The following is a 21,392-nucleotide window of genomic DNA, read 5'->3' on the forward strand; positions in this document are numbered from 1 at the left end:
ATTCCGTCTCAAACAATGTCTAACTCACAAAAACGGCACCCGGCAAGAGACTTTTTGCAGTGCAGCATCCCGCCGGGTGCATTTGCTCACATGGCAAACGAAGCCTGGAGCCACAGCTTGTCCGTATCGGCGCCGAAACCGTCGGCATGATAGCTGGCATATTTCGCCAGCAACCCGACCTTGCCGAGCTTGAAGCCCAGCGAAGCATCCCATTCGCTGCCATAGTCGGCACCGCCGAAATCGCTTTCGAAGCTGTGCCATGTCACGGCAGCATTGAGGCCGGGCAGCGCCTTCACCTTGGCGAATTTGTAACTCGCGCCGATGGAGTAATCCCGCAGGCCAGCCGCCGGAGTGGTCAGGAACAGGTCCGCCCAGCCATTGAAGGCGTGGAGCGTCGCCAAGGGCGTCTGGAACGATGCCACTCCGCCGTCGCTGCCCAGTTCCTCATATCCCGCCTTGAGCGCGAAGCCCTTCAAGCCCAGCCCGGCCTCGAAATTATAGTACTCGGCGCTGTAAGCTGTGGGATTGCCGCCAAGATCGGACTGAGTGGCGAAGCTGGCCGAAAGGTCCAGTGCCAGTCCGCCGCCCAGCTTGAAACTGCCCGCAGCGCGCAGACCATAGGTCTGGCTGCTGAAGGCCAGGCGGGTGTCGTAGTCGATCAGATAAGCAAAGGCGCCCAGTTTCACCGGCTTGATGTCCGCCGCCGCATTGAGCAACACCAGATCGCCGTCGAAATGCTCGTTCGGGCTGTCAGTGCCGAAAACGGTACGCTGCGAGATGGCATAGGCAGCATCGAGCTTCACCGGCCCTAACGCGGCCTGCGCACGTACGGCATCGAAAGTCTGCTCGTTCTGTCGCCAGCCGACATTGCCGACGAAACGGGCGTTGTCCTGCACGATGCGCTGGCGGCCCACGGTGATACCAAAACCTTTGCCGGCATAGGCAACCTGCAGGCGGTTAAGTTCGATGTTCTCCGGGTCCGCCACGGTTGGGTAAGGCTCAACCCCATTGCCCGGCAGAGTATCGTTATAGTGGTCGGCAATGGCACCCGTTCCTTCCCCCTCAGCGAGCAGGGAGAAGCCCGAAATCTTCAGTTCCGCACCCAGTCGAAGCCGGAGGGTTACCGCCTCGGCATCCTTGGCAATCCCGTCCTGGGCTACATGTTCGTAACGCAGATTGGCATCGAGGATCGGATCGAGCGTGACACCTTCATCCAGCGCGATCGGGTCACCCGGTGCGGCCCAGGCGGGCGTGGCGATCGCGGCAGTCGAAATGGCGGCGAGCGAAAGGAACTTGAAGCGCATCTATACCTCCCTGTGCGGCCCTTGAGGCCGGTTTGAGAGGCGAGCGCCATTGCCCGCCGGTATTCGGACGGCGCCTGCATGGCCGCCCCGATTTCTCTACGCCAGGGCACCGGCGCCCTTGCCGGTCCCTTCTCTCCCGATGGCGTGTCAGGCCGCCTTGGCGGCTGGCCCGTGATCGTATTCGGCGAGGAAATGCAGCACTTCCTGCCGGTATTGATAGAACTTCGGATCTTCCAGCAGCGCCTTGCGGTCGCGCGGGCGCGGCAGATCGACCTTCAGCACCTTACCGATCGTGGCGTTCGGGCCATTGGTCATCATCACCACCCGGTCGGCCAGCAGGATCGCCTCGTCCACATCGTGCGTCACCATGATCGCCGTCACCTTGGTGCGGTTCCACACTTCCACCAGCACGTCCTGCAAATCCCATCGGGTGAGGCTGTCGAGCATGCCGAAAGGCTCGTCGAGCAACAGCAGACGCGGGCTGAGCGCAAAGGCGCGTGCGATGCCGACCCGCTGACGCATGCCGTTCGACATCTCTGCCGCCAGCTTCTCCTTCGCATCGCCCAGACCCACCCGGTCGAGGTAATAGTCGACGATATCCCGCCGCTCGGCCTTGGCCGCGTGGGGATAGACACGCTCCACCCCCAGCGCGACGTTCTGGCGCGCGGTGAGCCAAGGCATCAGGCTGGGCGCCTGGAACACCACGGCCTTGTCCGGCCCGGCAATATCGATCTCGCGATTGTCGAGCACGATGCCGCCACTGCTGATCGCATTCAGCCCTGCCGCCATGGTCAGCACTGTGGACTTGCCGCAGCCCGAATGGCCGATCAGCGAGACGAACTCGCCCTTGTCCATCAGCAGGTCGAAATCCTCAACCACGGTCAGCGGACCGCTGGGAGTGGGATAGACCTTCCGCAGCTTGAAGAATTCGAGATAGCGGCTCTCGACCGCACTGCGCGCCGCCTCGCGATAGGCTTGCGGCGGCGGGGTGAGATCGAGCGGAGTGACATTGGGCAGCGGCACGCTGCTGTCCCCACCGTTCAGCGGGCCGGAATTCAGTGCGCCGAGATAATCGACGATCTGCTTGCGCAGGTGCTGGAAGGCGGCATCCTCGTTCATGGCCTCCCGGTCGCGCGGGCGGGGAATGGCGACAGTGAAGGTCTGGCCGATCCGCGCCGCAGGTGCGGGGGTTAGCACCGCGACACGGTCGGCCAGTAGCAGGGCCTCGTCGACATCGTTGGTGACGAGGATGATGGTGCGTTTTTCCTCCTTGCGGATGCGTTCGATCTCGTCCTGCAATTTAGCGCGTGTGAGCGCGTCTAAAGCCGAGAGCGGCTCGTCCAGGAGGAGGATTTCGGGCTCCATCGCCAGGGCCCGGGCCACGGCCACGCGCTGGCGCATCCCGCCGGAAAGCTGGGCTGGCTTGCGCTGCATGGCGTGGGCGAGGCCGACCAATTCGACCTTCTGCTTCACCAGATCGGCGCGCTCAGCTTTACTCCTATCTTTATGGACCGCGTCCACTGCCAGGCCGACATTGGCCTCCACGGTGAGCCAGGGGAACAGGGAATAGGACTGGAACACAAGGCCCCTGTCCTTGTCCGGCCCCTTGATCGGCTTCCCGCGCAGCAGGATCTCGCCCGCATCGGGCTCCACCAGCCCGGCGATGGCGGAGATCAGCGTGGTCTTGCCCGCCCCGGAGAAGCCCAGGATCGCGACGAATTCCCCTTCGGCAACGTCGAGGTCGACACCCGCCAGCACTTCGGTGACGGCGCCGGACTTGCCGGTGTAGCTCTTGGCGAGGCCCCTGAGCGAGAGGATCGGCTGCATGGTCATCTGCCCTTCCCCCTCAGGCCGCGTGGTTGCGATTGGCGAGCGACTGGAGCCCCATCATCGCCCGGTCGAGCGCGAAGCCGATGAAGCCGATCACGATCACCGCGAACATGATGCGAGCCAGGCTCTGCGAGCTGCCGTTCTGGAACTCGTCCCACACGAACTTGCCGAGGCCGGGGTTCTGCGCGAGCATTTCCGCCGCGATCAGCACCATCCAGCCCACCCCCAGCGACAGGCGCATGCCGGTGAAGATATAGGGCAGCGCGCTGGGCAGGACGAGCCGGGTCAGCTTGGCGAACCAGCCGAGCCGCAGCACGCGCCCGACATTCAGCAAATCCTTGTCGATGCTGGCCGTGCCGATGGCGGTGTTGATGAGCGTGGGCCAGAGCGAGCACAGCATCACGACCAGAGCCGAGATGACGAAGGCCTTGGGCAAGGCGGGATCGGGGCTGGTGATCATGGCCGAGATCACCATGGTGACGATCGGCAGCCAGGCGAGCGGGCTGACCGGCTTCATGATCTGGACCAGCGGATTGATCGCCGCATTGACCCGCTTCGACAAGCCGCAGACGAGGCCGATGGGCACTGCGATCAGGCTTGCCAGCACGAAGCCCAGCGCCACGGTTTCCAGCGAGGTCAGCACCTGATCGGGAAAGGTCGGCGGCCCGGCATAGTCGAATTCCTGCACTGCCGCCGGATTGCCCGCCGCAATGGCCGCTTCATTGGCGGCATCCTGCTGGGCGTAGAAATCCGCCTCGGCCGCCCGCGCCGCGCTCCATTCCTCATAGAGCGCCACGCCCTGCCCCGCGACTTCCACTGGCCCCGGCAACGAGCCGAGCGAGGTCTGGACCTGCGGCGCCAGTGCGGCCCACAGGCCGATAAAGGCCAGAATGCCGATCAGCGGCCAGACCAGTTCCCTGGCGAAGCTCTTCGCCTTGGCCATCAGCGGGCCGAGCTTGCCGGCAGGGGCCTGCTTCACGGCAGGCGGAACGGAAGGTTGCGCAGGCTCGGTGCTTGCCGGTTCCACGGGTTCGACCTCGTCCAGTTCGGCATAAAGGGTAGCCATATCGTACTCCTGAATCCTGTATCGCCCGGCCGCCTCAGCGGACACCGGCGGCGGTCACCTTCTGGCCCTGCTTCAGGCCGATGCTGAACTTGGCGAGGTATGCGTTGGGCTGACGGCCATCATAAGTGATGCCGTCGATGAAGCCGCTCTGCGGATCGCGGAAACCGTCGGTCTTCGGCACGCTGGCCGCCGGGATGGCTCCCTTTTCGACCAGCGAGTTGGCCGCCGCGAGATAGAGGTCCGGGCGATAGACGGCCTTGGCAGTGTCGAAATACCACTGATCGGTCTTGTCCTGATCGATCTGGCCCCAGCGGCGCATCTGGGTGAGATACCAGACGGCGTCCGAATAGAAGGGATAGCCAGCGAATTTGTCGAAGAAGATGTTGAAGCCGGCTGCCGGGCGGGTGTCGCCGGGTTCGAAAGTGAACTGGCCGGTCATGCTGGCGGCAATCACCTTGGCATCCGCTCCGACATAATTGGGCTGGGACAGGATCTTGACCGCTTCCGCCCGGTTCGCCCCGCCATCGGCGTCCAGCCATTGCTGCGCCTTGATGATCGCCCGCAGCATGGCGGCAGTAGTGCCGGGATATTTCTCGGCGAAATCCTTGCGCAGGCCGAAGACCTTTTCCGGATTGTCATGCCAGATCTGGTCATCGGTGATCACCGGCACGCCGATCTTCTTCTGCACCGCGGCCTGGTTCCACGGCTCGCCCACGCAATAGCCTTCGATGGTTCCGGCCTCCAGCGTGGCGGGCATCTGCGGCGGCGGCGTGACCGACAGCTTCACATCTGCCCCCACCGTGCCGCCGACATCGCCCGGCGTATAGAAGCCGGGATTGAGCCCGCCGGCCGCCAGCCAGTAACGCAGTTCGTAATTATGAGTGCTGACCGGGAAGACCATGCCCATGGTGAAGGGCTTGCCCTGCTTCTTGAACCCATCGACCACCGGCTTGAGCGCGGCGGCGGAAATCGGATGGGCCACCTTGCCGTCCGGTCCCTTGGGCAGGCTGGGCTTGATCTGGTTCCACACCTTGTTGGACAGGGTGATGGCGTTGCCGTTCAAATCCATGCTCAGCGGCGCGATCAGATCGGCCTTGGTGCCATAGCCGATGGTTGCGGCAATCGGCTGGCCCGCCAGCATGTGGGCGCCGTCCAGCTGCCCGCCGATCACCCCGTCCAGCAGCACTTTCCAGTTCGCCTGCGGCTCCAGCGTGACGTTCAGCCCTTCTTCCGCGAAGAAGCCCTTTTCCTTGGCGATGGCCAGCGGCGCCATGTCGGTCAGCTTGATGAAGCCCAGTTTCAGGACAGGCTTTTCCACCGCGCCAGCGGCGCCCGGTGCGGCGGCGACATCGGCCCCGCTCTTGCTGCCCCCGCCCGATCCGCAACCGGCCAGGGCCGCACTGGCCAGCAGGGCCACGATCACGCTGCGGCGATTGAACTTGCTTCCCTCGAACCCGGCCATTCGCACCACCCGTCGCTATGCGAACAACGCGAAAAAGCCGCCACGATTCAACTCCGGTTGAGGGAGCGGATCGGGCGGCGACGTTGCCACGCAATGTTGAATTTCGTCCGGCCTGTGTTGGACCATCCCCCATCGGATGACCGTCCGGACAAGGCGATGACTAACCGATTCGCCGGAGCGGCGTAAAGCGTTTTTTGCGATGCAGCATGAGATTCCCGTTCAAGGCAGCTGCGCGAGGTAGCCGGGAATGTCGTCGGGATCGAAGATGCCGCCATCGAAAAAACTGTTTTGCGACAATACCATGGCCCCCTGCTGGGCAGTCACGGAAGTGAGCCCGCGCAGGCTTCCTTCGACCTTGGAACTGGCCCCCGGAAGCACATCCCCCGTGCCCATCAGCGCACTGCGGTAGACATCGGGGCGGAACACGCGAGCGGCCGCCTGCGCATCCTGCGCCGAATAGGCCAGCCCATCCCAGCGGAGCATCTGGGAATAGAGCCATTCCGCCTGGCTGACCCAGGGGAAGTTCGCCGCCTCGCGATACTGGAACATGAAATCGGAATAATGGACCGGCTCCCCGCCGCGCCGCAAAACCAGCCGGTCGGAGATCGAGCGCATGATGAGCCCGGCATCGCCATCGAGATATTCGGGCCGCGCCAGAATCGCGGCATTGGCCTGCCAGTTCTCCGGCTCCACGAAATGCCTGCCAGCCTTGCGCATCGCGCGGATCAGTGCCTCGATGGCCGGGCGGCGGTCTTCCAGCAGTGGCTCGCGCAGGGCCAGGACCTTTTCCACCCCGCGCCGCCAGATCTGCGCCGTGGCCAGCACGATGACGCCCACGCCGCGTTCCACGCAAACGCTGTTCCACGGCTCGCCCACACAGGCGCCATGGACTTCCCCGCTGGCCAGTGCATCGGCCACGAAAGGCGGCGGGACAGTGACGATCTCGATATCTTGGTCAGGCCGGATTCCGCAGGCCGCCAGCCAGTAGCGCAGCATGTAGCTGTGGCTGGAATAGCGGTGGACCACCCCGAAACGGAGCTTCTCGCCCCGCGCCGCAAGCTCGCGCACTTCCTGCGCCAGCGCCGCGCCGACAAGCCGCGGATCGCCAAGGGAATCGGCCGGAGCGACCTTTGCCGCAAGCGCGTTCGACAAGGTGACGGCATTGCCGTTCAAACCCAGCACAAAGGGTGCCGAAAGCGGCTGAGGGGGGCGATTGCGGCCCAGAGTGGTGGCAATGGCGAGCGGCGCCAGCATATGCGCGGCATCGCTATGGCCATAGAGCAGCCGGTCGAGCACCGTCGCCCAGGACACATCGCGCACGAAATCGAGCGTCAGCCCTTCCTCTTCGGCAAAACCATGTTCCCGCGCAAGGATCGGGAGGCAGGCATCGACGAGCGGCAGGAAGCCGATGGTCAGCTTTTCGCTCATTGGGCGTCCTCCATCCCGGTCATTTCTCCAACAGCTCATGCGCAGTGACGACCGCTTCGGCGATGTCCACGATGCGCCGGCTCGACTGCATGGCCTTGCGGCGCAATTCGCCATAGGCCTCCGGCTCGGTAATGCCCTTGCCGTCCATCAGGATGCGCTTGGCCCGGTCGATCGTCTCGCGCTCGGCCAGCTTGCCCTTGGCCTCGGCCAGGTCGGATTGCAGGCGGGCGAAGGCGGCAAAGCGCATCACCGCCAGATCGACCACGGCGCGGATGCGGCTGGCATGCAGCCCGTCCACCACATAGGCGGATACGCCCGCATCGATGGAGGCGCCGATGGCGTGATCGTCCGCCTCGTCCACGAACATCGCGATGGGCCGGGCCAGTGCCCGGCTGACGGCGAAATATTCCTCCAGCACGTCGCGCGAGGGGTTGCCGAGGTCAATCAGGACGATGTCGGGCGCGATGTCCTCGATCCGCGCGAGCAGGCCCTTGCGTTCGCCCAGCACGAAGATCTCGCAGCCGTCGAGCTGCGACAGGCCTTCTTCGATGACCGAAGCACGCGCCGTGCGCTCATCGACGATGGCGATCCTCATGGCCGCGATATTGCAGCGCACAAATGCGCTGGCAAGATAGGCGCGGCGAAAAAGCAGGCATTGCTCTCCGCTGCCCGGTCATCCCGGGATTCACCAACCCATCCACACCCGCATATTCACACTGGCCCATGACGCGATCCGATTCCGCCGCTAGGTAGGCGCGACAGGTCACCCGGGGAACGGCATGAATCTCGAGCAGTTGGCAATCGTCGGCATCCTGCTGGTGATGCTGGCCGCCTATGCCACGGAACGGTTCCGGATCGAGCTGGTCGCCATGGCCGGCCTCGCAGCGGGCTTCGCCTTCGGCATTGTCCCGGCGCAGGAAGTGTTCGGCGGTTTCGCGACGCCTGCGGTGGTCACGGTGATCGAAGTGCTGCTGATCGTCTCGGCGCTGTCCTCCAGCCGGGCCGTGGACGATTTCGCGCGGCGGATACTCGCCCGCACCCAGAACCCCACCGCCGTGCTGGCGATCCTGTGCGGGGTGGGCGCGTTCGTTTCGATTTTCATGAACAATATCGGCGCGCTGGCGCTGATGTTCCCGGTGACGCTGTCGGTCTGCGCGCGGCTGAACATCGCGCCGGGGCGGATGCTGATGCCGCTGTCCTTCGCCACTTTGCTGACCGGCACCTGCTCGCTCACCGGCACGCCCGCCAACCTCATCGTGAATGAGTGGGTGGTGCAGGAAACCGGCCGGGGCATGGGCTATTTCGAGCTTGCGCTGCTGGGCGGCCCGGTCGCGCTGGCGGGCCTGGCCTGGCTGCTGATCGCCGCCCCGCGCTATTTCCGGAACATGGAGCCTGCCGCAGCACCCTTCGATTCCGGGCCGGCCGACTTCCTCGGCGAGTTCGAAATCCCCGCCGGGTCGGGCCTTGCCGGCCTGTCCCTGCCCGATGCCGAGGCACTGCACGACATCGTGTTCCACGGCGTCTTCCGCAACGGCACTCACGTCTTCGCCCGCCGCGCGGACATTGTCCTTGCCGCAGGCGACATCGCGCTGATCGAAGGCAGCATGGCCCTGTTCGACCGGCTGGGCGAGGAAGGCGCGCTGCTTCCCGCCGGAGAGAATGCGATCCCCGAGCAGGAAGAACGGGTCGAGGCCCTGGTCATGCCCGAGAGCCTCACCATCGGCTCGCGCCTGGGCGAGGTGCTGGCCTTTGCCGAACACGGCGTGCGCGTGACTGCCCTCGCCAGCCGCCGCCATCGGGTGGAAGGGCGCTTCGCGGACCTCCAGATCGGCATGGGCGATGTAGTGGTGCTGAACGGCAGGCGCGACGCGATCCGCGAGGCACTGGCCGATTGCGCGCTGCTGCCGCTGTCGGGCCGCCGCCCCGTCGCCCCCCGCCACAGCGCGGCGACCAGCGTGGCGATCTTCGCCATCGGCGTGCTGGCCACCGCGTTCAATTTCGTCCCGGCAGAGATTTCCTTCGGCGCGGTGGTGCTGGCACTCGCCCTGCTGGGCAGCCTGAACCTGCGCGCCGCGCTGCAGGACATCAACTGGTCCAGCGTGATCCTGCTGGCCTGCATGATCCCGCTGGGTCTGGCCGTGGAGGATACCGGCGCCGCCGCCGTGATCGCCAACGCCATTGCCGAACACCTGCCCGCCTCCTCCCCGCTGATCGTGGCGGCAACGATCCTGCTGCTCTCGGTCGTCATCACCCCGTTCATCGACAACGTCTCCACCGCCATCGTCCTCAGCCCGATCGCGGCAGGCCTGGCGTTGCGCACGGGCGTTCCGGTGGAGCCGCTGCTGATGGCCGTCGCCATCGGCGCCTCGCTCGACTTCCTCACCCCCTTCGGCCACCACAACAATACGGTGGTGATGGGCGCTGCCGGATATCGGTTCCGCGATTTCCCGCGATTCGGCGCGCCGCTGCTCGCCGTATGCCTGCTCACCGCGATTCCGGTGCTCGGCTGGCTGCTGCAGGGCTGAGGGGTTGATAGAATTCGTATTGCGGCCTAAATACCGACTAATCCGCTAGGGAAAGCAGCAAGGGCAATTTCGATGATCTCCAACAAGGCCAAATATGCCTTTCGCGCCCTGCTCGCCATCGCTTCCGAGCCGGAAGGTTCGGCCCTGACCAGTGCGGAGATCGCCCGCACTCATTCTATCCCGCACAAGTTCCTCGAACAGATCCTGCTGGACCTGAAGAAGGCAGGCATTCTGGACAGCCGGCGCGGCAAAACCGGCGGATATGTCATGCTTCGGCCCGCCGATACCGTCAGCTTCGGGGAGGTCCTGCGCCTGTTCGAAGGGCCGCTGGCCCCCCTGCCCTGCCTGTCGCGCAATGCCTATCGCCGCTGCGAGGATTGCGTGAGCGAGGCAGCCTGCGAAATCCGCCGCGAGTTCGGCCGCGCCTACGATGCCAGCCGCCAGGTACTGGATGCGCGCACCATCGCCGATGCCCTGCGCAACAGCCCCTATGGCGTCGAGCCGGGCCATGAAGTGCGGCGCGCAGGGTGAGGCGAAAAATTCGCTCTTGCCAATCCCTACTAAATAGATAGACATTATAGGGCATCCAGGGATGAGGGTGGCGGCACGCCTCCTTCACCCAACCGAACGGAGCCCTGACAATGACGTCCAGCACCAGCATCCATCCCAGCGCACGGAACGCCGCGGAGGCCCCGCGCCTGATGGAAGAAGGCCTCGCCAGTGTCCGGGAGGCGCTGAGCGGCCTTCGCTTCGGCAGCGTTTCGATCACCGTCCATGAAGGGCGCGTGGTCCAGATCGACGTGACCGAGAAGCGCCGCCTCGTCCCGAGCTGACGGACAGATCCCTCACCCGCCGGCCGCCGCATCTGCAGTCTGCGCCGGGCCGGCGGGCCCTGAACAACGACACGACCAGATAAACCAGAACACACGGCCCACCGGACCGCCGGAGGCATAGTGCATCCAACAGGAGGAAACACATGATCTCTCGCGCAGTCTCCCGCGCCGGCCTGCTTGCAGGCGCTGCCGCCGGTGCGCTTGCCGCCCTTCCCGCCCATGCGGAAACGGCCGACCTTCCCGCCGCTGCATCCACCGCTGCCGACAGCGTCGAGCAGGATGGCGGCTATCCCGAAAACGTGATCATCATCACTGCCCGCCGCCGCGAGGAAGCCGCGCAGGACGTGCCGCTGGCCATCGCCACGCTGGACGGGCGCACGATCAACGAGACGGGCGCCTTCAACATCCAGAAGCTGCAGCAGCTGGCCCCGACCCTGCAGGTCTACTCGTCCAACCCGCGCAACACCTCGGTGAACATCCGCGGCATCGGCGTGCCCTTCGGCCTGACCAATGACGGGTTCGAGCAGGGCGTGGGCATCTATGTGGACGACGTCTACTATTCCCGCCCCGCCTCGGCCGTGTTCGATTTCCTCGACGTGGCGCAGGTGGAAGTGCTGCGCGGCCCCCAGGGCACGCTTTACGGCAAGAACACCACCGCCGGCGCGATCAACATCCGCACCAATCAGCCGACCTTCGATTTCGAAGGCAATGCCGAAGTGACCCTGGGCGACCTGAACCTGAAGCAGGCCAAGGTCGCGGTTTCCGGCCCGCTGTCGGAAAATATCGCGGCGCGTATCGCGGTTTCGTCCACCAGCCGTCGCGGCACGATCTACAATGTCACCTCCGGCGACTGGATCAATTCGCAGGACAATCTGGGCGTGCGCGGCCAGTTGCTTTTCCGCCCCACGGACTCGCTGGACATCACTCTGTCGGGTGATTTCAGCTCGCAGGACCCCGATTGCTGCGGCACTGTCTATGTGGGTTACGGCCCCACCCAGCGCGCGACCGGCCGCCAGTTCCCGGCGCTGGCCCAGGCGCTCGGCTATGCGCCCGCCAGCACCAATCCGTTCGATCGGGTCACCGATATCGATGCCAGCCTGAATGCCGGCAACAAGACCGGCGGCGCCTCGCTGCGCCTCAACTGGGACATCGACGACAAGAACAGCTTCACCTCGATCACGGGCTGGCGCTTCTGGGACTGGAAGCCCGAGAACGACCGCGACTACACTGGCCTGGCGATCGTCAGCAAATCGCAGAATCCCTCGCAGCAGAACCAGTATTCGCAGGAATTCCGCTTCAACCATTCCGGCGACAGCGTGAACGTGGTGCTGGGCGCCTTCGCCTTCCACCAGCGGATCGACACGCAGGGCACCGAACAGCAGGGTGCCGATGCCAGCTACTGGAACCTCAAGGGCGGCCAGTACGACGCGCTGGCAACCGATCCCACCGTGCTCGACGGGCTGACCGCCTACAACACCCAGTGGCTCAAGGCGACCAGCCTTGCCCTGTTCGGCCAGCTCGACTGGAAGGTGACCGATCGCCTGACGGTCCAGCCCGGTCTGCGCCTGAATTACGACAAGAAGGAAGGCCATTACGAACGCGAAGTGTACGATGGCGACGGTGTTCTGCTGCCGGCATCGGGCGGCACGACGAAACAGCGGGCCCAGCGCAGCATCTATTCCCCGCTGTTCTACGAACCGAGCTTCAGCGACTGGAACTTCAGCTACGACCTGACGCTCAGCTACAAGCTGGCGGACGACGTGCTGGCCTATGCCACCTATGCGAAGACCTTCAAGACGGGCGGCATCAACCAGAACGGCGTGCCCGTGGATGCGAACAACAACCCGATCGAAGCTGCCTATACGATCAAACCGGAATCGGTGAATCACTGGGAAGCTGGCATCAAGTCGCAGTTCTGGGATCGCAAGATCACGCTGAACCTCGCGGCCTTCCGCACCTCGATCGACGATTTCCAGGCTAACGTCAGCAATGGCCAGTTCGGCGTGCTGCGCGGCTATCTGGCCAATGCGGAAAAGGTCCGCACCCAGGGCGTCGAACTCGATTTCAACGTTCGCCCGAGCGAGCGCTTCAATGCCTATTTCAACGGTGCCTATACCGATGCGAAATATGTGAAGTTCACCGACGCGCCCTGTCCGCCCGAACTGGCGGGCGCAGGCAGCGGCGGCGCGCCCTATAATACCACGCCCGGCGTCCCCGGCGGGAACAGCCAGCCCAATTGCGACGTTTCCGGTCAGGTGCTTCCGGGTGTTTCCAAATGGGCGTTCTCCTATGGTGCCGAAGCCAATCTCCCGGCAAAGCTGCTGGGCAACGAGGGTGAGGTCTATGTCGGCGTCGATGGAAGCTACCGTTCGGAATTCTCTTCCAACCCCTCGCCTTCGATCTACACCTGGATCGACGGCTATGCGCTTACGAACTTCCGTCTGGGCTTCCGCACGGATAATGGCTTCAATATCTATGGCTGGGTACGCAACGCGTTCGACGTGAACTATTTCGAACAGCTCAATTTCGGGCCGAGCAACACCGGCCTGATCGCCGGCAACCTCGGCGACCCGCGTACCTGGGGCGGCACGATCAGAGTCGAGTTCTGATCGGGCCGGTCTGAAACAGAGAGGACAACCTCATGTTCGATATTTCGTCGATCGGCCTTGCCGACATATTGCCCTTCATCGCGGTAGGCTTCGTGGCCCAGCTGGTGGATGGTGCGCTCGGCATGGCCTTCGGCGTATTGACGCAGACGATGCTGGTCGCGGTGCTGGGCGTTCCGCCCGCCACCGCATCGGCCAGCGTCCATCTGGTGGAAGTCTTCACTACCGGGGCATCGGGCGCCAGCCACATCCTGCATCGCAATGTCGACTGGAAGCTGTTCTGGCGGCTGGTGCCCGCGGGCATCATCGGCGGCGTATCCGGCGCCTATCTGCTCTCCAGCATCGATGCCAGCGCCGCCAAGCCCTTCGTGATGGCCTATCTCACCGTGATCGGCTTCTACCTGCTCTACAAGGCCGTACGCCACGATCCCGATCCGCACTTCAAGGACCCGAAAGCCACTGCGCCTCTCGCCCTGACCGGGGGCTTCCTCGATGCGGCGGGCGGCGGCGGCTGGGGGCCGGTGGTCACGTCCAACCTGCTGGTACAGGGCAGCGATCCGCGCAAGACGGTGGGCACGGTCAATTCGGCCGAATTCCTGATCACTCTCACTATCTCGATCACTTTCCTCGGCACGCTGGGGCTTTCGGCCTTTACTCATGCCGTGATCGGCCTGATTATCGGCGGCGTCGCGGCGGCTCCCTTCGGGGCGATCTTCGCCAAGCGGCTCAATCCCCGGTTCCTGCTTGCAGCAGTCTCGCTCGTGCTGATCGCCACCAGCCTGTTCAGCATCATCAAGGCCTGGCCGATCTTCTAGAGCCGTTTTTTAGGGTCAGTCCTTTAGAGTAGCGCAGAGGCACGGGGGTAAGCGGGAATGGACGTCCAGCTGATTGCGATCTGCGTCCTGACCGGCGTGATCAACCTGATCGGCGCGTTGGCCTATGCCGCGCGCATTGCCGGGGTACGCACGCGGCGGATCGCGATGAGCTTCGCGCTGTTCAATATCCTCATCCTCGTCTCGCGCCTGTCCAACGGCTTGCTGGGCCCGCTGGTGGCCAAGCGCATCGAAACCGCCATCGCGGGCGGCGGGGACGGGGGGCTGACGACCGATTTTCACCTGATGCTCGCCTCGGCCAGCCTCGCGGTGTTGCTGGGCATCCTGCTGGTCCCCACGGCGCAGCGCATATTCTCCGCCGCCATCGTCCAGTTGCAGCAATCCCGCTCGGTCGGGCGGCTGCTGCTGAACAGTGCCTCGCCTTCGGGCATCAGGGTGATGTGGCAATCGCTCGCCCTGCCCCGCTCGGGCAATGCCCGCCTGCTGTCCAAGCCGCATGAACTGGGCTGGGGCATCGTGATCGCCAATTGCCTCGCGCAGGCGATTCTCGCGGTAGGCGTCTTCGCCTCGATCTATGCCGGTTATCTCAATCCCGAATATAGGGTAACGGCGTCGCAGCTGTCCTCCGTGATCAACGGCTTTGCCACGATCCTGCTGTTCGCCTTCATCGACCCGCATCTGTCCGTGATTACCGACGATGCGGCGGAAGGCCGGGTGAGCGAGGCGGCATTCCGCCGCGTGATCGTATGGATTTCCGCCAGTCGCCTTGCCGGCACCGTGCTGGCGCAGGCGCTGTTCCTGCCTGCCGCCCATGCCGTGGCGTGGATTTCCAATTACGTGTGAGTGCGCGCAGGCCGCGCGCGCATGTAACGCAGTGTTACGCCGCGCGATTACGGTAATTAACTTGGATTCACGGCGGCGGCGATCAATCTGGCCGGGTGATGCCGAGGCCCTCGGTCCTGCCCCCATTTAGCAGCCGCCCAGGTTCCTTTGCGTCGCTTTTACTCTCCCGGCCCTACACCCAGCGGGGCCGCACTTAAGGGGGACGCGGCTATGGTCACTCTTGTTGCGTCCCCTATTTTTCCCTTTTTGTCCAGTGCAACAAGGCAATCGCCGACAGATCGAACGGGCCTGTTGCCCTAGCGCTCCAGCTTGGTGGCCAGGATCACTGATGTGGTCGTCCGCTCCACGCCCTCGAACAGGCCGATCTCGTCGATCAGGTCGTTGAGATGAGCGGTGTCTTCCGCCTCCAGCATGGCGATCACGTCATATTCGCCGCTGATTGCGAAGACGGCCTGCACCATGGGAATTCCCGCCAGTGCCTGCTCAACCTCGCGGTGGCAGCGCGGCAGGGTCTTGATCATCATGTGGGCCCGCACCCGGCTGCCCGAAAAGGCGGGGCCCAGCCGCACGGTGTAACCGTCCACGACCCCCGCTTCCTCCAGCCGGGCGAGGCGCGAATAGAGCAGCCCGCGCGATATATCGAGGTCCTTGGCCAGTTGGGCGATTGGCCGCCGCGCATCGACCCGCAGCAGGGCGAGCAGGCGCTCGTCCGTCTCGTCGAGGCGCGGCGGCGGCGGCGTGCCGTTCACTTGTCCCAGCTCTCATCGGCATAGATGGCAGTCTGTGCGGGCTCAGCGGAGGACGCCTTGCCGCGATACATGCCCAGATCGTTGATCGCGAAGGCCGCCGTGCCGTCCGCGCCCATCGCGATCAGCCCGCCATCGCCGCCGATGGCGCCGACCGCCATGATCGTGGCCTGGGCGGCCTGGCTGACGCTTTCGCTGTGCCACGCCACACGGTCGCACACTTGCCGGGCAGCGCTTTCACGAATGAAATACTCGCCCGTGCCCGTGGCGGAAACGGCGCATTGCCCGTTCTTGGCATAGGTGCCTGCCCCGATGATCGGCGAATCGCCAACCCGGCCCCAGCGCTTGCCGGTCGTGCCGCCGGTAGAAGTGGCGGCGGCCAGATTACCCTCAAGATCCAGCGCCACCGCGCCCACCGTGCCATACATATGGGTGGGATCGATCCCGGCCTGCTGCTTCTTGCGCCAGGCTTCCAATTGCTGCCAGCGCTCCTCGGTGCGGAACCAGGAAGGGTCGACCTGTTCCAGCCCCTGTTCCTGCGAGAATATGTCCGCCCCCGCCCCGGAGAGCATCACATGGCGGCTCTTGTCCATCACCGCGCGGGCCAGCGCGATCGGATGGCGCGTGCGGGTGATCCCGGCCACGGAACCGGCCTTCTGCGTCTTGCCGTCCATGATCGCGGCGTCCAGCTCGTTCTTGCCCTCGGCCGTGAACACCGCCCCGCGCCCGGCATTGAACAAGGGATCGTCTTCCAGCACCTGCACGGCAGCCTGCACCGCATCGAGCGAGCTTCCGCCCTTTTCCAGCACTGCACTGCCTGCCGCCAGCGCGGCATTCAGCCCGGCGCGATAGGCCGCGTCTTTCTCGGGCGTCAGGTCGCCGCGCTCAAGCACCCCTGCCCCGCCATGAATTGCCAGCGACCACATCGGCACGATCCCGAACTTGCCCTTGCTGGCAAAATAATCGCGCACGAAAAGCGGATTGTCGACCGTCCGTTCAGGCAGGTGAAGCACGGAATTCGGCCCGATACCGAGCACGCGGATGCGCGGTGCCTCCAGCGGCCCGCCCGGTGAAAGTCCTTTGAGCGAGGAACCGTCAACCAGCCAGGCAATGCCCTGCGGATCGGTGGCATAGATTCGCGCCGAACCATCGGCATCGAGCGCAAGGGCCGCGCTTTCATCCACGCCGAGGCCGAACATCGGCGCCTTGTCCGCCCCCTCGCCTGCCTGCGCCTTGGCGAGGAAAGCGAACAGGCGACCCAGCCGGTCCCGCTCCTTGAAGTGAGTATCCGTCACTACCCGGTCGAGCAGCTTGAGGTGGAGGAAATCGCTTTCCATCGTTACCGCCGGGCCAAACGGATCGGCCAGCGCGGGAGGGCTGGCGATGCTGCCCCCGTCCATCGCCCCGTAGAGCTTCTCCCCCAGCATGGCGAGACCCGCGCTGGTGCCGGCGATCGGCTTGCCCGCCGCCACATGGGCATCGAGCAGCTTCGCGATTTCGGTCCCCTTCCAGAAGCGGACATAGTTCGACTGGTCCCCGCCGGCGATGAAGATGCCGTCCGCATTGCGGATCGCATCCAGCACCTTGCGGTCGGAAGCGGCCTTGCGGCTGGAGAAGACGAATGTTTCGGCCGAGGTCACTCCGCCGATATCCTCGTAGAATTCGTCGCCGATCTCGCCCGCGTAGGAGGCGCGCAGGATCACGATGTGCCCACCGCCTGCCTTGGCGACGAACCAGCGCATCGCATCATTGTTACGATCGCCGCCGCCCATCAGCAGCAGGCCACCGGAAATCTTGCCCGGCGTTGGCGCGGCAAGATCGCCAATCGCGTAGCGTTCGTAGCCCTTGCCCTTTGCCATGGCCGGCGAGGCCGCCAGCAGGGGAACGAGCAGCACCGAGACAAACAGCGCCATCAATTTGCGCAACCGCATACAGCCTCCGCCAGAACGCCCGAAACCCCGCAGGATGTGGGCAATATGTTACAGTCTGACGGACATTATGCGCAATTTGTATGCAAAGATCGACATATTGATTGAAATTTCACCGACCCTCTGGTGAATCCACTCTGTCAGGGGCGGAATGGAGGGGCCGGCCCGGGCGACCCGATGGGGCAAGAAATGGGGTATCCAATGTCCGACCTTCACAGAATTTCCCTCAAGTCCGCGCTTTTCCTCGGCAGTTGCCTGGCTTTCGCCGCAACGCCTGCCTGGGCGCAGGACGAAGAATCAGCCGATAGCAGCGAAATCATGGTCATCGGCTCGCGCATTCCGCGCGCCGTGCAGGAAGGCCCGGCGCCGGTCACCACGATCAATGCCGACGCGATCCGCGACAATGGCTATACCAGCGTGCCGGACATCCTGCGTGCGGTGACCCAGAATGGCGGCGAGACGCAGAGCCAGCAGAGCTTCAGCGGCGCCAGCTTCACTCCGGGTGCCCAGCAGGTGGATTTGCGCGGCCTCGGCCCCAATCACACGCTGGTGCTGGTGAACGGTCGCCGCATCGCGGACTTCCCGCTGCCCTATCAGGGCCGCAGCAACTTCACCGATATTTCCAACCTTCCGGTCGGCCTGATCGACCAGGTGGAAGTGCTCAGCGGCAGCGCATCGGCCATCTATGGCTCCGACGCGATCGCGGGCGTCATCAACTTCAAGCTCAAGAAGGAAGTTGACGGCACCACGCTGGATTACCGCATCGGCATGACCGAGCATGGCGGCGGCGAATCCCATCGGGCAACCATCACCACCGGCTGGTCGAACGACCGGTTCCACATCATCGCAGGCGGCGAATATCTGCTGCAACTGCCCCTCTGGGCATATGATCGCGCAATCCAGGACAGCACGGCGGATAACCCCACCCTGTCCTACGACCTCTCCCGCCGTGTCTTCCTGCGTTATGACCCGGACAATGACGAATATGTCGATCCCGGCAAGGCGACCTGCGATTCTCTGTCCTACCTGAACGGCGGCACCACCTATTACGCCCAGCGCGCCCGCTATGGCGCCTACGATCCCGATCTCGACGATTACGGCCCCGGCTATTTCTGCGGCAGTTCGGCCTCGATCGGCTATGGCACGATCCTCTCGCGGCGCGAGGGCTTTAACGGCTTCGCCTCGATGGGCGTCGAATTCTCCGACAATGAGGAACTGTTCCTCGACGCGCAGTTCGGCATCAGCAATGTCTCGCTGATGCCCGACGTGCTCAGCTGGGCTTACCAGCCGTCATCCGGCAGCAGCGACACGACCTTCTACAACAGCTTCGACGATCGGCTTGACGATTGGTCGCGCCAGTTCACGCCCGAGGAATCCGGCGGGTTCGGCAATGTGATGACCCGCAACCGGCAGGAAACCTTCTCGGTTACCCCCGGCATTCGCGGCCAGTTCGGCAAGAGTTGGAATTACGAACTGTCGTTCAATCACAGCCAGTATCGTTCGCGCGTGAAGTTCCCGCAGATCATCGCCGCCAAGGCGAATGCGCTGTTCCTGGGCGAGCAGCAGGGCGTCGATCCCGATTACGGCTATCCGGTGTTCAACGCCGATCCGGAGCGGCTTTACACCCCGCTGACCGAGGCTGAGTACAATTCCATCGCGGTCTACAGCGTCTACAATCCGCGCAGCTGGACGGACAATCTGCAGGCTACGATCAGCAATGGCGAATTGTTCGATCTGCCCGCAGGCCCGGTGGGCTTCGCGGCAGTGGCCGAATATGGCGGCCAGGGTTACGAGCTGAACCCCGATCCGCTGGCCCTGACCGACTATTATTACGGCCTCAAGGACAGCGACGGTTACGGCACTCGCACGCACTGGGCCGTGGGCGGCGAATTGCGCGTTCCGGTCACCAGCTTCATCGAACTGTCGGGCGCGGGCCGCTACGATTCCTTCAGCTTCGCCGACAACACGATCGACAAGTTCACTTACAATGCGGGCCTCGAAGTGCGTCCGCATTCCTCGCTGTTGCTACGTGCTGCCTATGGCACGGGCTTCCGCGCGCCCGACCTGCATTACGTCTTCACCGGGCCGGGCAACACCCACCCTTCGGCCACCGACTACTACCTGTGCCGCACCGAAGAGCCGGACGAGGATCTGGGCGATTGCAGCTATTCGGATGAAGGCATCGTTGCGCAGCGCAACGGCAACAAGGACCTGAAGCCGGAAAAGAGCCGTTCGTTCAACGCCGGCTTCGTCTTCGCCCCGTCCCGCAACTTCGACGTGTCGGTCGATTATTTCTGGGTCTCGCTGGCCGATCAGGTGCAGGACCTCAGCATCGACACCCTGCTGCGCGACGAGGCGGATTGCCGCATCGGCCAGACCATGGGCGGCAGCGCGGTGGATATCAATTCGCCCACTTGCCAGGACGCCATTGCCCGCGTGCAGCGCTTTGGCGGCGGGGTGAACCAGGGACGGCTCGATGCCGTGGCGGTCAACCCGGTGAATATCGCGCGCGAGAAGACAGACGGCTTCGACGTCACCGTGCGCGGCAGCCTGCCGACCAGCTTCGGCACGTTCAGCCTCACCCTGTCGCACACCCATGTGCTGAACCACACTTTCCAGCAATATCCGGGCGATACGCCCATCGACAAGCTGGCCTATGACAGCGGCTATTACATGCCGCGCGACAAGAGCACGGCGAGCATCAGCTGGGCGCTGGAAGGCTTCAAGGCTACGGTGGAAGGCAAGCGGCTGGGCAAGCTGCCCAACTATGACGAGGACGCCTATATCCCGGCGAGCTACCTATACAACGCCACCATCCAGTATGACGTCACCGATCATCTGCGGGCATCGTTCACGGTCAAGAACCTGCTCGACAGCAATCCGGTGAAAGACCCGACCTATGCCAGCTATCCCTATTACGACATCAGCTGGTTCGACAGCGTGGGCCGCAGTGCCTTCCTGCAACTGACCTACAAGATCGGGGGCGACCCGCTCTAGGTCCTGCCTTCACTATCACCCGTCCGCCCGCTTCGCGCGGTGCGGACGGGTGATGCGGTGCATCTGGATGAAACCAGGCACCAGCGGCAGCCACAGGGTTAGGAAACGCAGCAACAGCGTGGCCGATAGCGCCGCCTCGATCGGTACCCCCAGCAGATGAAGCGTGCTGGTGGATGTCGCTTCAAAGGTGCCCAGCCCCAACGGGATCGGCCCCAGCGTCACCACGATGGAAGCCAGCGTGAAGGCGATGAAGGCCGTGGACAGGCCCGCCTCTTCCCCCAGTCCGCGCAGGCAGGCGTAGAGCGTCGCTATATCCGCGGCGAAGACCAGCGCGTTGTACGCCGTCACGCGCAGCAACAGAGCCCTGTCTGCCACCAGGGAAGCCGGGGCCTCGGCCATGGTTTCCAGCAATTGTGCGATTGGCCTGATGCGTTCCACCCCAGCGGGAAGCGGCTTGCTGCCCCTGCGGCGGAGCCATAGCGCCAGTGCCGGTATGGCAAGCGCCACGAGGATGAAGGTCGTCACCACTCCCGCCATCAGCGCTGTGGCCTGCCCATGCAGCCACAGCAGGAACAGGCAGGCGAGCGCCAGCTGCAGATAGGCCGCGTAATAGGCGCGGATCGAGATCAGCAGCACCGCCATCGCTGCGCCGCGCGTGGCGCCTGCTGCGGTCAACTGGTCCATCAGCAACACATTGCCCCCCATTCCCGCCGTGGGCAGAGCCTGATCGGCAAACAGCTTGGAAAAGGCGATCCGGACCAGCGATCTCAATGCGAATGGCCGCCCATCGCCGACACGCAGCACTTCACGCCAGCCCAATGCGAGGCTGACATAGGTCGAAAGCTGGAGCAGCACTGCCGCCAGCAGCCAGCCGGGCTGCGAGCGGCGCAGGAGAGCGAGGTAATTATCGAGTTCCCCCATATGCAGGACAATGCCCAGCAGGGCTGCGGCGACGATCGCGCCCACTACCCAGCGCCGCCAGCCTTTCATG

General features: G+C 64.3%; 16 protein-coding genes. 7 read left to right on the plus strand and 9 right to left on the minus strand.

All coding sequences use genetic code 11. The features are described 5' to 3' along the window. Window positions 1–86: 86 nt before the first annotated feature. From WFP36_RS12300 to WFP36_RS12325, 6 genes are all read right to left on the minus strand, one after another. Window positions 87–1,304 (minus strand): alginate export family protein, encoded by a 1,218-nt coding sequence (locus WFP36_RS12300; protein WP_336980807.1) that lies wholly within the window; start codon window positions 1,302–1,304, stop codon window positions 87–89. Window positions 1,305–1,451: 147 nt separating this feature from the next. Beyond that, entirely contained in the window at window positions 1,452–3,137 is a 1,686-nt protein-coding gene (locus tag WFP36_RS12305) for an ABC transporter ATP-binding protein (protein WP_336980808.1), read from the minus strand. Window positions 3,138–3,150: 13 nt separating this feature from the next. Further along, window positions 3,151–4,200, minus strand: a complete 1,050-nt coding sequence (locus WFP36_RS12310) for an ABC transporter permease (RefSeq protein WP_336980809.1) — start codon at window positions 4,198–4,200, stop codon at window positions 3,151–3,153. A 34-nt stretch (window positions 4,201–4,234) separates the two neighbouring features. Further along, the gene (locus WFP36_RS12315; RefSeq protein WP_336980810.1) at window positions 4,235–5,662 is read right to left on the minus strand and encodes a CmpA/NrtA family ABC transporter substrate-binding protein; all 1,428 of its coding nucleotides are present in this window, start codon (window positions 5,660–5,662) and stop codon (window positions 4,235–4,237) included. 219 nt (window positions 5,663–5,881) lie between these two features. After that, the gene (locus WFP36_RS12320) at window positions 5,882–7,090 is read right to left on the minus strand and encodes an ABC transporter substrate-binding protein (RefSeq protein WP_336980811.1); all 1,209 of its coding nucleotides are present in this window, start codon (window positions 7,088–7,090) and stop codon (window positions 5,882–5,884) included. A 19-nt stretch (window positions 7,091–7,109) separates the two neighbouring features. Continuing rightward, complete coding sequence (locus WFP36_RS12325) at window positions 7,110–7,685, minus strand: ANTAR domain-containing response regulator (protein WP_336980812.1); 576 nt, start codon at window positions 7,683–7,685, stop codon at window positions 7,110–7,112. 184 nt (window positions 7,686–7,869) lie between these two features. On the opposite strand from WFP36_RS12325, the gene WFP36_RS12330 reads away from it, so the two are divergent. The 6 genes from WFP36_RS12330 (at window position 7,870) to WFP36_RS12355 (ending at window position 14,730) form a co-directional block, all read left to right on the plus strand. Continuing rightward, window positions 7,870–9,615 (plus strand): SLC13 family permease, encoded by a 1,746-nt coding sequence (locus WFP36_RS12330; RefSeq protein ID WP_336980813.1) that lies wholly within the window; start codon window positions 7,870–7,872, stop codon window positions 9,613–9,615. A 72-nt stretch (window positions 9,616–9,687) separates the two neighbouring features. After that, entirely contained in the window at window positions 9,688–10,146 is a 459-nt protein-coding gene (locus WFP36_RS12335; protein ID WP_336980814.1) for an RrF2 family transcriptional regulator, read from the plus strand. A 170-nt stretch (window positions 10,147–10,316) separates the two neighbouring features. After that, a complete protein-coding gene (locus WFP36_RS12340) occupies window positions 10,317–10,448 on the plus strand; it encodes a YezD family protein (RefSeq protein WP_336981209.1) in 132 nt (43 codons plus the stop codon). A 143-nt stretch (window positions 10,449–10,591) separates the two neighbouring features. Next, window positions 10,592–13,057, plus strand: a complete 2,466-nt coding sequence (locus tag WFP36_RS12345; RefSeq protein ID WP_336980815.1) for a TonB-dependent receptor — start codon at window positions 10,592–10,594, stop codon at window positions 13,055–13,057. Between the two features lie 32 nt (window positions 13,058–13,089). Further along, on the plus strand, window positions 13,090–13,869 hold the full coding sequence (locus WFP36_RS12350; RefSeq protein ID WP_336980816.1) for a sulfite exporter TauE/SafE family protein: 780 nt from the start codon (window positions 13,090–13,092) through the stop codon (window positions 13,867–13,869). Window positions 13,870–13,926: 57 nt separating this feature from the next. Further along, window positions 13,927–14,730: a lipid II flippase Amj family protein gene (locus tag WFP36_RS12355; protein ID WP_336980817.1), complete on the plus strand. Its 804-nt coding sequence runs from the start codon at window positions 13,927–13,929 to the stop codon at window positions 14,728–14,730. 296 nt (window positions 14,731–15,026) lie between these two features. On the opposite strand, the gene WFP36_RS12360 is transcribed toward WFP36_RS12355, so the two are convergent. Next, complete coding sequence (locus tag WFP36_RS12360) at window positions 15,027–15,479, minus strand: Lrp/AsnC family transcriptional regulator (RefSeq protein ID WP_336980818.1); 453 nt, start codon at window positions 15,477–15,479, stop codon at window positions 15,027–15,029. Next, window positions 15,476–17,407: an isoaspartyl peptidase/L-asparaginase gene (locus WFP36_RS12365; RefSeq protein WP_336980819.1), complete on the minus strand. Its 1,932-nt coding sequence runs from the start codon at window positions 17,405–17,407 to the stop codon at window positions 15,476–15,478. Before WFP36_RS12365 ends, WFP36_RS12360 begins: the two co-directional genes overlap by 4 nt. A 198-nt stretch (window positions 17,408–17,605) precedes the next feature. Between WFP36_RS12365 and WFP36_RS12370 the strand changes: the two genes are divergently transcribed. After that, the gene (locus WFP36_RS12370; RefSeq protein ID WP_336980820.1) at window positions 17,606–20,401 is read left to right on the plus strand and encodes a TonB-dependent receptor plug domain-containing protein; all 2,796 of its coding nucleotides are present in this window, start codon (window positions 17,606–17,608) and stop codon (window positions 20,399–20,401) included. Window positions 20,402–20,416: 15 nt separating this feature from the next. Here WFP36_RS12370 and WFP36_RS12375 read toward each other — a convergent pair whose 3' ends face one another. Next, window positions 20,417–21,391, minus strand: coding sequence for a lysylphosphatidylglycerol synthase transmembrane domain-containing protein (locus tag WFP36_RS12375; protein WP_336980821.1), 975 nt, complete (start codon window positions 21,389–21,391; stop codon window positions 20,417–20,419). Between the last annotated feature and the right edge of the window lies 1 nt (window position 21,392).

The organism is Fulverythrobacter fulvus, from assembly GCF_037154085.1.
Classification (GTDB): domain Bacteria; phylum Pseudomonadota; class Alphaproteobacteria; order Sphingomonadales; family Sphingomonadaceae; genus Andeanibacterium; species Andeanibacterium fulvum.